General features: G+C 33.2%; 12 protein-coding genes. All 12 read right to left on the bottom strand.

Annotated elements, in window-relative coordinates:
• Window positions 1-37 precede the first annotated feature (37 nt).
• The 12 genes from KO504_RS07125 to KO504_RS07070 all read right to left on the bottom strand — a co-directional run bounded on the left by KO504_RS07125 (window position 38) and on the right by KO504_RS07070 (window position 15,128).
• Window positions 38-1,267, bottom strand: coding sequence for an alpha/beta hydrolase (locus KO504_RS07125; protein WP_252723637.1), 1,230 nt, complete (start codon window positions 1,265-1,267; stop codon window positions 38-40).
• Between the two features lie 278 nt (window positions 1,268-1,545).
• On the bottom strand, window positions 1,546-1,905 hold the full coding sequence (locus KO504_RS07120) for a cupin domain-containing protein (protein WP_215925644.1): 360 nt from the start codon (window positions 1,903-1,905) through the stop codon (window positions 1,546-1,548).
• Between the two features lie 147 nt (window positions 1,906-2,052).
• Window positions 2,053-3,003, bottom strand: coding sequence for an alpha/beta fold hydrolase (locus KO504_RS07115; RefSeq protein WP_215925643.1), 951 nt, complete (start codon window positions 3,001-3,003; stop codon window positions 2,053-2,055).
• A gap of 1 nt (window position 3,004) precedes the next feature.
• Entirely contained in the window at window positions 3,005-3,865 is an 861-nt protein-coding gene (locus KO504_RS07110) for an alpha/beta fold hydrolase (protein WP_215925642.1), read from the bottom strand.
• 43 nt (window positions 3,866-3,908) lie between these two features.
• Window positions 3,909-4,475, bottom strand: coding sequence for a hypothetical protein (locus KO504_RS07105; RefSeq protein ID WP_215925641.1), 567 nt, complete (start codon window positions 4,473-4,475; stop codon window positions 3,909-3,911).
• Window positions 4,476-4,698: 223 nt separating this feature from the next.
• Window positions 4,699-5,760 carry a tryptophan--tRNA ligase gene (trpS, locus tag KO504_RS07100; protein WP_215925640.1) on the bottom strand — a complete coding sequence of 354 codons (1,062 nt, stop codon included), beginning with the start codon at window positions 5,758-5,760 and terminating at the stop codon, window positions 4,699-4,701.
• Window positions 5,761-5,775: 15 nt separating this feature from the next.
• On the bottom strand, window positions 5,776-6,738 hold the full coding sequence (locus KO504_RS07095; RefSeq protein WP_215925639.1) for an NAD(P)-dependent alcohol dehydrogenase: 963 nt from the start codon (window positions 6,736-6,738) through the stop codon (window positions 5,776-5,778).
• A gap of 74 nt (window positions 6,739-6,812) precedes the next feature.
• Window positions 6,813-7,046: a CPBP family glutamic-type intramembrane protease gene (locus KO504_RS07090; protein WP_215925638.1), complete on the bottom strand. Its 234-nt coding sequence runs from the start codon at window positions 7,044-7,046 to the stop codon at window positions 6,813-6,815.
• Between the two features lie 183 nt (window positions 7,047-7,229).
• A complete protein-coding gene (locus tag KO504_RS07085; RefSeq protein WP_252723636.1) occupies window positions 7,230-7,829 on the bottom strand; it encodes a hypothetical protein in 600 nt (199 codons plus the stop codon).
• A 776-nt stretch (window positions 7,830-8,605) separates the two neighbouring features.
• A complete protein-coding gene (locus KO504_RS07080) occupies window positions 8,606-9,208 on the bottom strand; it encodes a hypothetical protein (protein WP_215925636.1) in 603 nt (200 codons plus the stop codon).
• Between the two features lie 246 nt (window positions 9,209-9,454).
• Entirely contained in the window at window positions 9,455-11,230 is a 1,776-nt protein-coding gene (locus KO504_RS07075; protein WP_252723635.1) for a helix-turn-helix domain-containing protein, read from the bottom strand.
• A 379-nt stretch (window positions 11,231-11,609) separates the two neighbouring features.
• Window positions 11,610-15,128, bottom strand: coding sequence for a prolyl oligopeptidase family serine peptidase (locus tag KO504_RS07070; RefSeq protein WP_215925635.1), 3,519 nt, complete (start codon window positions 15,126-15,128; stop codon window positions 11,610-11,612).
• Between the last annotated feature and the right edge of the window lie 48 nt (window positions 15,129-15,176).

Here is a 15,176-nt window from a genome sequence, read left to right as displayed (position 1 = left end):
TTGTGATAATGCAGGTTATACAAAATGTTAGCCTTTGTTATTTGTTTTTTAGTTCTTGAATTCTGTTTTTATAGTATTCGTCATTACTTAATTCAGCAGCTTTTTTCACAAACCTTAGTGCATTAGTAATATCATTTTGAGTTTCATAATAGTCTGCCATTGAATTGTAGGCACTTGCGCTGTTGGGGTAATAATCAATATTCGATTTGAAAAACATAAATGCTTTTTCAGGTTGCCCCATTTCTAAATTCATATAGCCATAGCCACTAAACATTTCCTCAATCATTGGAGGGAAGGGATAACCGAAATGCGTTGAATAGATTTCTTCTTGTTTTTCCAATAGCTTAACCAATTCTTCTACTTTTGTTTCAGGATTATTATATTTTTGCGGAGATTTAAACTGGTACCATTTAAAAAGAAAAATCAATCCATCTCTCATCGTTGGGAGCGGAACAGTACCATGTAAATCTTCATTGTACACCTTCCATGAGAAATTTAATCCATTCTGTTTTTGAGAGGTCGCAAAAGTTGAAAAGTCAATGATTGAACGTGCAAACAAAGTGAATTCTGAAGCGTCGTCCATAATATTCTCCATGGTTATTTCTTCATTCCACATATGTAGCTGTTCTGCTGCTAAAGACACATAAAGAGATTTACCTTTATAACTTTCTAAACTCAGCTTTTCTTTTGCCTCCTTCAATAATTTTTGGTCGTCCCAATCCAAACTTGGATCTATGGCTATATAGTTTTGAAAGAGATGCTTATGATTAACCAACATATTTACCGTAAACAAACCGGCATAAGAATGCCCAATTAAGGTACGGTAGGCCGTGGTTGGATATTTATTTTCAATGTATGGGATTAGTTCTTTTTCAATACTTTGGGTGAAGTTTTCCGCACCACCAGTTTCTTTATTCATTGCCTGCCCACGCCTCATTTTAATCTGAGAAGTAGTTAAGTCCCGTATCCTGTTAGTTTTGTTAGAAATTCCAATTAGAATCATATGAGGCAAATAATGTCCCCAATAATTATCATAAATTTCTTCTAAATTTTCTCTCAGAGAAAATCCATCTAACAAATAAACAACAGGATATTTTACACTACTATTTGGGTTATAATTATCAGGGAGTTTAACCCAAAACTCTCGATATTCTTTGAATACCTCTGAATAAACAGAATCAATAATTTCTGTTTGAAATTCACTCGATTGATTCAACTTCGATTGTGCCGATATTTCTTGAAAGACAATAAGGAGTCCTATTGTCAATACTATTTTTAATCCTTTGGTCATGTAATTGTCTTTAACCCTTCTTATTTTGGCTTTCATAATTGATATTAATGTGTTAGTGCGATGTATTAATTTTTTTCATAACGTTAAACCTAAAGCTAAAATATTCATATTTTGATTTGAAAAATATGAAAAGCGATATATAACAGAATTTTATAAGGAATCAGCAATTTTAGCTTGTTGAATAACATACCTCATATCTAACTTGTAAGTCGAGTCGTGTTTCAGGGTTATGTAATCCAAATTAAACTGAAAAATCAATCTAATTGATATTTAATAGATTTTGTAATCTCATGAGTTACATTTCCTGTATGCAAAGCTGATTTATTTTCAATAAGCATTAAATGGCTTTCCTTTTTAGAACTGACTTTATGATTAATTCCTTTTTTTACAATGAACAAATCCCCTTTTTTCATTGTAAATGGTTCTTGGTTTTCTATTTCAAAAACAAGACTTCCTTTAAGCACATAAAATAATTCATCTTCATTTTTATGTTGATGCCAAGGCACTTTGTTTCCCTGTATTTTTACAAGTTTTATAAAAACATCATTTACTTCACCTATTATTTTTGGAGAATAGTAGTCTTTTATGGTTTTAAGTTGATCGTTTATATTCATAATATAAAATATTGAAGTTATTGAAGAGAGACTTATTAATGAGTTTACATTTATAAAATAGATTCAAAAATTAATGCTTGTTTTATAGTCTCTAGCAAATTCTGATCCCTCTCTATAAAATTACCATTCTTGTTCCTACTTCTTTTTTTAACTATTAAATTCTGCCAACCATTTTAAAATCGATTCATTTGTTTCTTGTGGTAATTCCTGTTGAATGTGATGGCCACAATCTAAACTAATCACATCTAAATTCGGAACAAAATCCTGTAGTCTTTCAAATTTTGGTATCATATCTAGATTACCATAGATCATAAGTGTAGGCTGTTTGATGATTGGGTTAATATCTGCTAATAAGTGCCAGTTCCGGTCGAGGTTTCTATACCAATTAATAGCGCCATTAAATCCGGAATTGTTAAAGGCCTTTACAAAAACAGACAAATCATCGTCGTTCATAATAGGGTCACCAAGAGGCTTTACTGCTTTTGCAAGATTTATCATTAACATTCCTGGCTCTGGTGGTGCAAGAGGTACATTCTTACGAAATAAATTACGAAGAAAGTTTTCTGTTTGGTTCTCTAACACAGCATCTGCAACTCCTGGTTTTTTATTAAAATGAACAAAATAGAAATCGTCTCCAAAAAACGCTTCCATCAACTCAATCCATGGTTTTTCACCGCGTTCTTGATAAGGTAATGCAAGATTTATAATTTTATTGACACGCTCTGGATATAAGAGTGCAAGGTTCCAAACTACATTTGCACCCCAGTCATGCCCTACAAAAACAGCATCTTTGTAGTTGTAATAATCAAGTAAAGCCACCAAATCACTTGTTAAATGGGTGATATCATATGCTGTTACGTCTTTAGGGCATGACGAATTACCATATCCTCTTTGATTTGGAACAATGACATGATAACCAGCTTTAGCAAGTGCTGGGATTTGATGACGCCATGAAAAGGCATGTTCGGGAAAACCATGGCAAAGGACAATTGGATTGCCCATATTTTCTTTACCTGCTTCAAATACTTCTAACTCAATTCCATTTATTGAAATTATATTAGGACTAGGGAATTCTAAAGATTTTATTTCTGCTATCATTTTAGTATCTGTTTTTATCAATAATTAAATCCTCTATTTTTTTGAAATTCTTTGAACTTGGTACGTGTTTAGCATCTTCAATCATAACAACGTCTTCTATAGAAGAAAATATTCGTTTGGCTCTTTTAATCAATTTTCTACCAGGAAACATAATATCGTTTTCACAGGCGAAAATAGTAATAGGTGTTTCAATTTGTTGAGCAGATTTTTTAGCTATTACAGGTAATGGTGAAAAGTCCATATTACAATTTTGAAAAGTGGTTCCCATAAATTGGATGGCAAAATTATCAGCTTCACTAAAAAGAGCTTTAATGACTTTTTGTAGATAATTATCATTACCCGTTTTTATGAATTTCTTTAAAGGCATAAACATCTTAAATAAGCCTACAAAAGGATTACCATTTACGATGTAAACTGGCGCTATTAAAAAAACGTGCTTTATGAGTCTTTGGTTAAATTCTAAAGTCTTGAGAGAAATAAAGCCTCCAAATGAAAATCCAACTAAAGTAACGTCTTTTAAGCCTAGTAAAATAATAACTTCAGTTAACCATTCTCCATAATCTAAAGACTTCATATCTAACCTGTTTTCAGCACTTTTATTAGGTTGCGCAAGCACGTCTATGGCGTAAACACAGTATGTTGAGGATAAATTAGGGAATGATTCTAAAATTAGAGGGGAGCAACCACCTGTGCCATGAATAAGGAGTAGTGGTGTTTTTTTTACGTTTCCTGTAATAATAACATTTGTAACGCCAAACTTTGTTTCCACCGATTCCTCGGAATATTCAATATTGAGCTCATTTAACTTCTGGTTGTAAAGGGATAAAATTTTGTCTTTTCCTTCTTTTGATTTGAAAAACATATACTGTTCGTTTTTTGATTGATATTGAAATTGTTTTTTTATGTTAAAGTCTATACCCTATTCGTAAGTGCATATTTAATTCCAGTTCACTTTTATTCTTTAAATAACCAGCACGTTTAGCAAATGTGTAACTATATCCTGCGCCAAGACCTGCTTCAAAATTAAAGTGCTTCCCTAAATGTCGCCTAATTCCCCAAGTGGGTATAATGGAAAAGTCACTTACTACAGGCGCATCGTCAGTATTGAACAGTGCCAATTCTGGATGATAACCCATCTTTAAAGCAATAAAATTGCCACTATTTCCATCAATTGGTTTTGAGTTCTCTGACCGTTTTTTAAGGTTGTAATAGAATCTTGGCTCCACAACTATTACAGGTGTGAGTAGAAATGGAGAATCATAATCATCATAAAACGTAGATTCCCAAATACCAAAATCAAAACCAATTTCTGTTCTTAATGCTATAGAATTTGATAGTTTTGTTTCATTATATGCCCAGACTCCTAGAACTCCAGTTTGTAATCCGAATATTGATTTTTCTACACTTGTGTTTTGAGCTTTGGCGATTAATGTTAGTCCGCACAAAGTCATAGTAATTAAAGTTTTTTTCATGATGATGTTTTTTGATTAATGATGATTATTGATTGATATTTGTATGAAGTTTACCTTCTTGAAAAAGTAGAATTAAATAATAGTTTTAGTTATTTTCTTTTTTTTGAAATGCTTCCGTTCGCTTTATTTGTTCTTCGAGATTCCATTTAAAATCAAATCTGTTCTTTCAAAATAAAAAGATTGAATCGAGTCCGATTTTAGTTCTTTGCTGGATGTAGTCCTATTATATTTTCATATTCATTGCCTCAGTGACTTCACTCAACGTTTCAATAGCTGTTTCTCTCGCTTTACTTATACCTTTAAGCAAAATATCTCTGACATAATCTTTATTTTTTTCAAGCTCTATTCTTTTTTTTCTAATAGGCTCAAAATATGTGTTTATGGCTTCTTCTGTTAGCTGTTTAAGTTTTCCTGAACCTTGGTCGCCAATTTGATCAGCAATATCTGTTGGACTTTTATCTGAACATAAGGAAGCTAACTTAAGTAAGTTGGAAACCTCTGGTCTGTTTTCGGGGTCGTAAGATATGTAACGACTTGAATCAGTTTTGGCAGATTTTATTAGTTTTGCTGTTTCGTCTGCTGTTGACTTTATCATAATTGAATTGTTACGACTTTTACTCATTTTTTGAATACCGTCTAACCCAAGAATAGTAGGGGTATCAGTAAAAAATGCAACAGGTTCGGTAAAAATATTTTTATTGAATTTGGTATTAAAGCGCTTTGCAATTTTCCGAGTTAATTCTATATGAGGCAATTGATCTTTTCCAACAGGAACCACATTACTTTTACAAAACAAAATGTCAGCAGCTTGATGAACTGGATAGATATACATTCCTGCATTAATATTACTCAGTCCTGAAGCAGTAATTTCTTCTTTAACAGTTGGATTTTTGTTTAATTCTGAACTGGAAACTAATGTCAGAAATGGAATAGTTAGTTGATTTAATTCAGGAATATGACTATGTGGAAAAATATGAGTTTTATAATTTTCAGGGTCTAATCCACAGGCTAAATAGTCCAAAGTTAGTTCATAGGTGAATTTTGAAATTTCATTAAAAACATTTCTATCTGTCAACACTTGATAATCAGCAATTAAAATATAAGTCTCAATTCCCAAGCTTTGTAATTTTAATCGGTTTATAATTGAGCCAAAATAGTGTCCAAGATGCAAATTACCTGTAGGTCTATCTCCTGTTAATACGCGGTACTTTTGAGGATTCTTATACAAATCATTTTCTAATAACTTGCTTTGCTCTTTTGCTTTTTCAAAACTTTTATTTTTCATGTATAGATTAATGATTTATGGATTGATGATAACTACATTACCTACTTTACGACCTGTATCAAGATGTTGATGTGCATATCTCATATCCATAAGGTGATATTTTTTGTCGATATGTGTATGCAATTTTCCTTGTTTAAAGAAATTTACTAAATCGTTTAATAAACGTTTTAAATCTTCGGTCTTCTTTATACCAGTAGCCTCAAACTTTACTTTTTTTGGATGCCGTAACATTTGCCATAGTACTCCAACACGTAATACAGGTGTCATAAAAATACCATTTGCTTTTAATACATTTTTAGTGTTGCTATAAGAAAGCTTACCAACAGTATCGTATACTACATCATATTTACTTTGCAGCTCATTCACTTTTATTATAGTATAATCTAATACCTCGTCTGCACCTAACGATAGTACAAAATCAATATTTTTAGTGCTGCAAACACCTGTAACTTTTGCACCCATTATTTTTGCCAATTGTACTGCAGCTGAACCTAAACTACCAGAAGCTCCATTAATTAAAACATGCTGACCTTTTTTAAGTTTGGCATGCTCCTTTAAGAAGTTATATGAGGTTAAAAAACCATCACAAATTGGTGCTGCTTCTATATGAGAAATATTCTTTGGTTTATTTTCTAGAAGTTCATTTTCGCTCATACATAGGAAATCCGAATTACTACCAGTACTAAATAGTTTTTCTCCAAAAACTTCATCACCTACTTTAAATTTTGTGATTTGCGAACCTATAGCTTTTACAACACCTGAAAAACCAGTTCCTAAAGCTGTGTTTTTGGGCTTAAATAAACCTAAAAACAATCTACCAAATTTCGGTATACCTTGGCGCATCATTGTATCTGCTCTAGTTACAGAAGAGGCTTTAATTTTTATTAAAACCTCATTGGGTTTGGGTGTGGGAATTTCAACATCAATTATCTGAATAACCTCTGGCGAACCGTATTTTGTATAAATTGCTGCTTTCATAATTATTGTATTTTTAGCAAAGTTGATTTTAATTAAATTAATAAAGGTTTGTGTTTTATAAGCGGACACAATTTCTATAAATATGGTGAGCCAACCACATGAAAAACCCAATCCCAAACAACATGAACAATTATAGCAACTAATAAACCACGTCTCCAATATACCCAACCAAAGAAAGATTCTGTAATAAGATTGCCAACTATAGTAGCGCTAAAAGTTACAAAAGTGAGATTTGAAAAGTTTTTTGATAATGGTAAGTGGATTACACCAAAACATATTGCTGTAATAATTATACCTACCCAAACCACGTTTGTAGTGACGATAACTCTTTAAAATTGGTCTTATTCGTGCAATTGAGCAGCAATACTAAACACAATGATAAAAGATATCTCATTTTTGATTTTTTTATAAATTTTCGCTTGTGGTACCCTAAAAAATATAGAATTCATAAGGCTCCATAACAGATTTTAAATGATGATTTGTGGTATTCATTATAACCAGCTAAGCCCTAACCCTACATTAAAAATTACTGCATCTCTATGGGCATCTCCATCTAAAGACGTACGACCTAAAACTAATTTAGACTGAACATTAAGTGCGAAATTTTTCTTTTTATAAATCTCGTAACCTGTACTTGCCATAACAGCGCAACCAAAGTTCCAATCGTCATTGACATCGTCTTTAATATCATATAGTGCAGGCGAATCTATGGCTAAACCAATTCCGCCATGAATCCACCAACGGTCTTTTACCCAATATTGTAACGATGGAATAAAACCTCCGAAATGTCTGTCATTATCCTGAAATTCATAAATGTTTCCTGGCAAAGAGGCAGTAATAGCGAGTCTTTCGTTTAACATATAGCCAAACTTTAGATCTGGAAAAACAAAGGTTCCCTGAGATTTGTCAAAGGTTTGAATACCAGCACTATCTTCTATACTGATAATGCCTCCTCCAACTACAAATTCAAATATGAATCCTTTTCTTTGGGTTGTGGTTTCTGAATTTGTGTTTTGTGCGTATGCTATACCAGACACTAATGCAAAGGCTACACAAGCCATTTTTATTAAAGTTTGTTTGATTTTTTTCATTTTAATTGATTTCATGAGTGTTCTTTTTGATTGTTTTAATTGATGTTACTATTTCTAAATTAGACTTTAGCTCTTTCTGTTTTTAATGGATAGTGTCATAATATTAGAAATATTACACATTTACTTAAAAATTTTGAGTCATAGAGAGAGCTTTTAAGGTAGTATTATTTTTTGAGCGCAATTACTAAATGAACAAATGCAGAGTCCCGAGCTTGAGCAGTTCATAAAAGAGCGTAACTTGAATCAATATCTCATAGGACGTATCTTTTGAGGGTTTTTGTGATAAGGCTGCATAATATTTTTATAATGCAGGCATCAGCATCTTTTATTTTTTAAACTATCAGTCTGTCGTGTAAAATCTTGGGCATAACTAGTTCATGATGATTCATTTTTATATTAATAGACAAATTTATACCGTTTAATGTTTTGTAATTAATATAAAAGACAGATCACCTATTTATTGCAGGGTTTAACAAGTTTACATTGGTATTCTGCTTTTTGACTTAGCATTTTGGTGAATCATAATCATCATAAAAAGTAGATTCCCAAATACCAAAATTAAAAACCATGTTCTGTTCTCAGTGCTATGGTATTTGATAGTTTTGCTTCATTATATGCCCAGATTCCTAAAACTCCAGTTTGTAATCCGAATATTGATTTTTCTACACTTGTATTTTGACATTTCGCGATTAATGTTAGTCCACAAAAAAAACAAGGTTATTAAAGTTTTTTTCATGATAATAATTTTAGATTTAAGTGAATTTATAAATTCAATCTTATAACCAGCTAAATCCTAACCCTACATTAAAAATTACTGCATCTCTATGGGCATCTCCATCTAAAGACGTACGACCCAAAACTAACTTAGACTGAACATTAAGTGCGAAATTTTTCTTTTTATAAATCTCGTAACCTGTACTTGCCATAACAGCACAACCAAAGTTCCAATCGTCATTGACATCGTCTTTAATATCATATAGTGCAGGCGAATCTATGGCTAAACCAATTCCGCCATGAATCCACCAACGGTCTTTTACCCAATATTGTAAAGACGGAATAAACGCTCCAAAATTTCTGTCATTATCCTGAAATTCGTAGATATTTCCTGGCAAAGAGGCAGTAATAGCAAGTCTTTCGTTTAACATATAGCCAAACTTTAGATCTGGAAAAACAAAGGTTCCCTGAGATTTGTCAAAGGTTTGAATACCAGCACTATCTTCTATACTGATAATGCCTCCTCCAACTACAAATTCAAATATGAATCCTTTTCTTTGGGTTGTGGTTTCTGAATTTGTATTTTGTGCGTATGCCATACCAGATACTAATGCAAAGGCTACACAAGCCAGTATTGATAAAATTTGTTTTTTGATTGTTTTCATTTTAATTGATTTATAATTATTTGATGGTGCAAATTTGAGGTATAAGAAGACTGTAAACGTCCGAAATTATAATCTCGAACCAATTCAAGTATTAAAATGAAAACTTTTTGAATTTTCAATTTGTTAGGCTAACTCTAGTAGCGTATAGGAATAAAATAATTTTTAAATCTAAATATTAAGAAAGGGGAAAGCGTCTAAAAATTAATTTAGCGAGTTTTACTGAGATAAAAGACCTATGACTTTTCTTTATTTAGTATTAGATTTCACCCATTTACTAGGTGTAATGCCCTCTGTTTTTTTGAAGTAGGTGTTAAATACACTTTTAGAATTAAAACCACTGTCATAAGCTAAGCCAAGAATAGTTATATGCGAATTTTTTGGGTCTATGGCTAATGATTTAAAATAATTTAAGCGATACGAATTCACAAAGTCATTAAAATTAAGATGAAAAGCTTTATTAATTGCGTAGGACATTTTATTGGTATTTAATTCAAACACATCAGCCACGAATTTTAAACTCAATTGCGGATTTAAGAAAGGTTCGTCCTCTTCAAAATAAGAACACAATTCCTCTTTAAGCGTTTCTATTTGTTGAGCATCTAAAATGATTGACGATGGTTTTTCTTCGTCTATTTGATGGTAATTAACGTCTTCAATGGACAAATTGGACTTGTGTAGCTCTGAAAATGCTTTGGTATTATGTAAGGGTTGTAAAAAAGGTTCTTGCCTATAGTTTATCACTTGCCCACGTCTTTGCTCAATCATTTCTTTTAAACGTGTAAACCCTTGGTCTATATAACTTGAATTGCTTAAAATAAACACATCATAGGGTACTGGCATCGTTTTTTCGTTTTGAAATTGTGACCATTTTGTCATCATTTGTTCCGGAACTTCAACATCCTTATTGTTGATAAGTTGAAATAATAAATTTTTCTCCTCTTTTAAGGTAGTATCCTGAATACAATATTGAAACTGTTGACTTCTGTTTAGCCATATTAAACAGAAACATTTCAAATGATGCGCTAATGCTAAATCAGTATTAAGTGTTAGAGCGTAGTTTACATTTTCTAATGCTTTTTTAAACTTACGTTGGTAGTAGTAAATGCTAGCTAATGTGTAATGATTATTTGCGGATAGCGGATCTACTTCTAATAATTTGTTTGCATACGTTAAAGCCTTATCAAAAAAGCCAAGCGCTATAGAAAGCTCTGTCATAGCTTCTAATCCATCAATATAATTAGGATTAATATCTAAAGCTTTTTCTATATGTATATATGCATTTTTAAAATCCCATTCACCCCAAAGAAACTTCCCTACAAAAGATAACGGATATTCGGGTAGTGCTGTTTCTATTTCTTTGGCTATTAACAGATTGCCAACAGCTAAATCCATAGCTTCTTGGTAAGGCATATAACCCCAAATGGCCAATAACCCATAGCATTGTAAATTGGCATAATAAGCTTTAGCGTAATTTTTATCTAAGTTAATAGCTTGATTATAGTATGATATTGCTTGATTTAGACTTTCAGGTGTCCATTTTAATTGCAATGAACGCCCTTTTAAAAATAATTGATAAGCCTCGACATTATTTGTTGGTTGCTTAATTAAATGGTCCTGCACTTCAAAATGCCCAAAATTGTTTCGGACTTCATCTGCTATGGCAAGACTCACTACATCTTCCAATTCGAAGATATCTATTAATTCTCTATCGAATTTTTTATACCAATATTGTGTACCGTATTTTGTATCTATCAATTGGCCTGTTATGCGAATGCTATTGTTTGATTTTCTAACGCTTCCTTCTAAAACAGTAGCCACACCTAATTGATTGCCTATATGTCGAACATCAATATTTTTATTTTTAAACGCAAACGAAGACCGTCTTGCAATAACCTTTAAGCCTTTTATTTTTGATAAGGCATTAATTATTTCTTCAGTAATACCATCACAGAAAGATTCGTTATCAATATCATTACTCATATTGACAAAAGGTAGGACAGCAATAGATTTCTCGTTAATCAAAGTGTTGAATTAATCACACAAATGTATAAAATTAAAACTTTAGAACTATGGGATCCAAAGATTGTTGCGCAGATCATTAACTAAGTTTAGAAATAAAAGAAAAATAGGGCTATAAACAAATTGAAGAGGTATAAAAATCGATTATTTAAAATAGAAATCTTGTGATTAATGTTTACCTTAATACTGTATTTTTAGTTTGGTCTAAATGCCGTTATAGTGGTGTCTTCTATAATTTTGAAATTTACTACACTAGACACATGTTTAGATTGTTATAAAAAAACAAATATATTGTAATTTAGGTTAGCATTACATAGGGACTTACTTACTGAACTGTGATTTATTATGGATGAATTAGTTTTAAGGCTTCGGCACCTTTAACTTACTCAGCGCGTCTTAAACGATCTAATTCAAAAATCAAAGCTAATTTATAAGCACTATCTCTAAAACCTGCAAAGCGTCCGGATCCACCACCATGACCATTTGCAAAATCAGTTTTTAGTAAGAGGATGTTATCATCGGTTTTTATTGCTCTTAGTTTAGCGACCATTTTAGCAGGTTCCCAATACCCTACTCTGGTATCGTTGAGTCCGGTGAAGAATAGCAGATTAGGATAGTCTTGTGCTTTGACGTTATCATAAGGACTGTAAGACTTGATGTATTGGTAAGTTTTTTTGTCTTTTGGGTTACCCCATTCTTCAAATTCGCCAACGGTAAGCGGTAGGTTTTCATCTAACATGGTGTTAATGACATCTACAAAGGGGACGTCTAAGATAACAGTATTAAAAAGTTCTGGTCGCTCATTAATTACGGCTCCCATGAGTAAACCGCCTGCGCTTCCACCTTGGGCTACTATGCTACCTTTGGCGGCATAATTTTCTGCAATGAGGTAGTCTGCACAGGCTATAAAATCGGTAAAGGTATTTTTCTTATTGAATAGTTTACCATCTTCGTACCATTCGTTCCCCTTATCATTGCCACCTCTAACATGTGCAATGGCATAGACGTAACCTGCGTTAACCAAATGATGAACGGATGCGCCACCAGGAATACCTTGTCCAGAACCATAAGAACCATACGACGTGAGGTAGACTTTGTGGTTTTTTCCTTTGTTGGTTCGCCATTTGTGTCTGATGAGCGTTAAGGGAATTAGTTGTCCGTCTTTAGCGGTTACCCATTTGCGTTCTACCACATATTTGTAATACGGATGCGTAAGGGGTTTGCTGTGTTGTTTTACCAGGCGTTTCTTTTTGGTGGCCATGTGGTATTTATAGGTGGTTGCTGGCGTTTCAAAGGAACTGTATGTAAACTGTAAACTATCTGTGGCAAACTCTGGATTATAACCCATACCAATGTTGTAAAAGTCTTCTTTGAATTTAATAATATGGCTTTTTTGTGTGGTTTGATCAATGATTTTGAGTCGTGCTTGTGCGTTTTCTTTTTCATTAATGACGACATACTTATCGAAGACCGCAAAATTCTGAATCAGTACGCCTTTTTGATGCGGTATGATATCGGTCCATGTTCCAGATTCGACGTCATTAACAGGCACAGTGGCTATTTTATAGTTGAGCGCGTTTTTATTGGTGAGGATATAGAATAGGTTCTTATGATGTGCTATGGCATAGATATGATTCTTTTCGCGTGGACGAATGATTTTAAATTCGCCCATTGGGTTATCTGTTTTTAGATACCAATTTTCGGAAGAGGTGCTACTTGATGTGTTTAAGAAAATATAGTCTTTAGATTTTGATTTAGCGATAGAGACACTAAATTTTGGATCTTTTTCTACGTAGATGATGGCATCGGTATTTGGATTGGTGCCTAAGATGTGGCGTTTTACTTGAGATGAACGGTAGGTGCCTTTTTCTACATCTACATATAAAAAAGAGGTGTTATCTAACCAAACGGTGCCACCTACGCTATTAATAGAATCGTTTAAAAACGTTTTGTTGCTAAGGTCTTTTATTTTGAGCATGTAGGCATCTGTACCTGTGGTGTTTTCATAAACGGTGATGAATTGGTTGTTGGGACTTACAGAACCGAGACTTGCGGTATAGTAGTCTTTCTCTTTACCCATTGCATTGACATCTAATAAGACTTCTGTAAGGGTATCTTTGTCGATACTTTTTCTGTAATAGACGGGATATTCGTCATCTTCGGTGTAGCTGCTGTAATAGCTGTAACCATTTTTTTCAACAGGTAGTGAACTGGTATTTTTCTCGACAGTTTGTACCAAATTTTTGTAAATAATACGTTGTGCTTTTTTGAGCGGAATGTTATAGTTTTCGGTGTATTTGTTTTCTTGGCGCAGATATTCCATAACGGCTTTATTATGTTGTGGAGCTTTGGTATCTTTTAGCCAAGCGTAATTATCGGTATAGGTTTCGCCATGGATTTTAAAACTAGAGCTTATGATATCAGCTTTAGGCTGTGGCATTGAATCATTACGAATGTGTTTATCTCTAAATTGTTGTTCTAAAGGTTTTTCGAATTCCATATCCTTTCTAATAATGGTATCGATGATGGCTACTGGATTCTTGAGGGTGTAATTTTGCCAGTATGCCGTATCGTAGTCTAATGGAAACTCGTATAAGTGATTAGACATGGTATTGGCGAAATTGTCTTCTCTTGGGAATTTCTTGACTTTGGTGGTGTTGATTTTAGACGTCTTAAATTCGGATATTGCCGAATAATAAGTTGTGGTTTGGTTGGTGCTGTCTTTATAGATGAATTCGTCTTCATGTCGCATATTATCAATGTAATATTTTGCACCTTTTTTCTTGAAGCGTACATCGAGTTTGTAATCAAAATGCTTGACATGGTTGTATTTGTAGCCGCAGAAGTATTCTTTAAGTTGGTTAGGCACCATACACTCGTAACGAACCACAGCGTAATTTTCTGGATTGATATAGATTTTACCTTTGAGTAGTTTACGGTTATTGGCCTTGCGCCATTGTTTTCTATTTCTTGGGTTTGGAGACGCTAAATCATCAAGTTCGTCTTTAGTGGTTTTGGTCTGAAATTCTAAGACATATACCCAATTGCCTGAGTCGTCTAGTTCTTCAGAAATGGTGTAGTTGAAATCGCGTGTTGCTTTTTTACCTAAAAAACTCTCTTGGTATTTCACGCGATTTCGGCCGAATAACCCTAAAGGACCACCTTCAATATTACCGTTAAAATCGCGTTTGCTCAAACTAGCACTAGATCTAGAATCTATAATGTTGACCTGCTCTTCTTTTAAGGTTTGATAATGAAAGTGAAGGCGATGTAAAGAGCTAGCATCGAAACTAAAGGTGCCCACACTTGCGGAAAAGTCGTAAGGACTTTGGTAGTCTCTCCATTTGTATTTCTTTTTACGGTATGGAGCTTCGTAATACTCACAAACAGCATCAGTGTATTTGATGTATACCCCATTTTCTTTCATGGTTTCTCGGTAGTAACCTGTAACGAGGCTTGGAGCATTGGAGTAATTAGAGGGTATGTTTTTAATCACTTTTCTAAGTAAAGCCTTGGCGCTAGGCAGTTTCTCTTTTTTCTCTTCTACAAAGACTTCATCTAGAGAGACAGATTCTGGCGTCATATTAAAGGTGGTGCCATTAAGGGCCTTAAAATCTGAGATGTTAAGTTTTAAATCTTCAAAGCCTAAGTAGCTGATGCTAATGGTGTAGGTATCGTATCTTTTGGGAATGGTGATTTGAAATTTACCATCACCTTCTGTTACAGTACCTAAACCTACTTTATCTATTTTTAAATAAGCATAAGGTAATGGAGTGCCATCGGTTTTATCTACAACGGTACCTTTGATAGTTTCTGATGACGTGGTGTTTGTTTGATTGTTTTGGGCTTTTGCAAATGATATTATTAAGCATAACAAAAGAGATAGTGGTTTAGTTGGCATGGATGATTGATTGATAAGGTTATGATGTTGTAATGATAACGCCTAAAA

The organism is Winogradskyella psychrotolerans (assembly GCF_018860565.1).
In the GTDB taxonomy this organism is placed as follows: Bacteria; Bacteroidota; Bacteroidia; order Flavobacteriales; family Flavobacteriaceae; genus Winogradskyella; species Winogradskyella damuponensis.
Note: the sequence above shows the minus strand (reverse complement) of the source record. Positions and strands in the feature narration are given on the sequence as shown.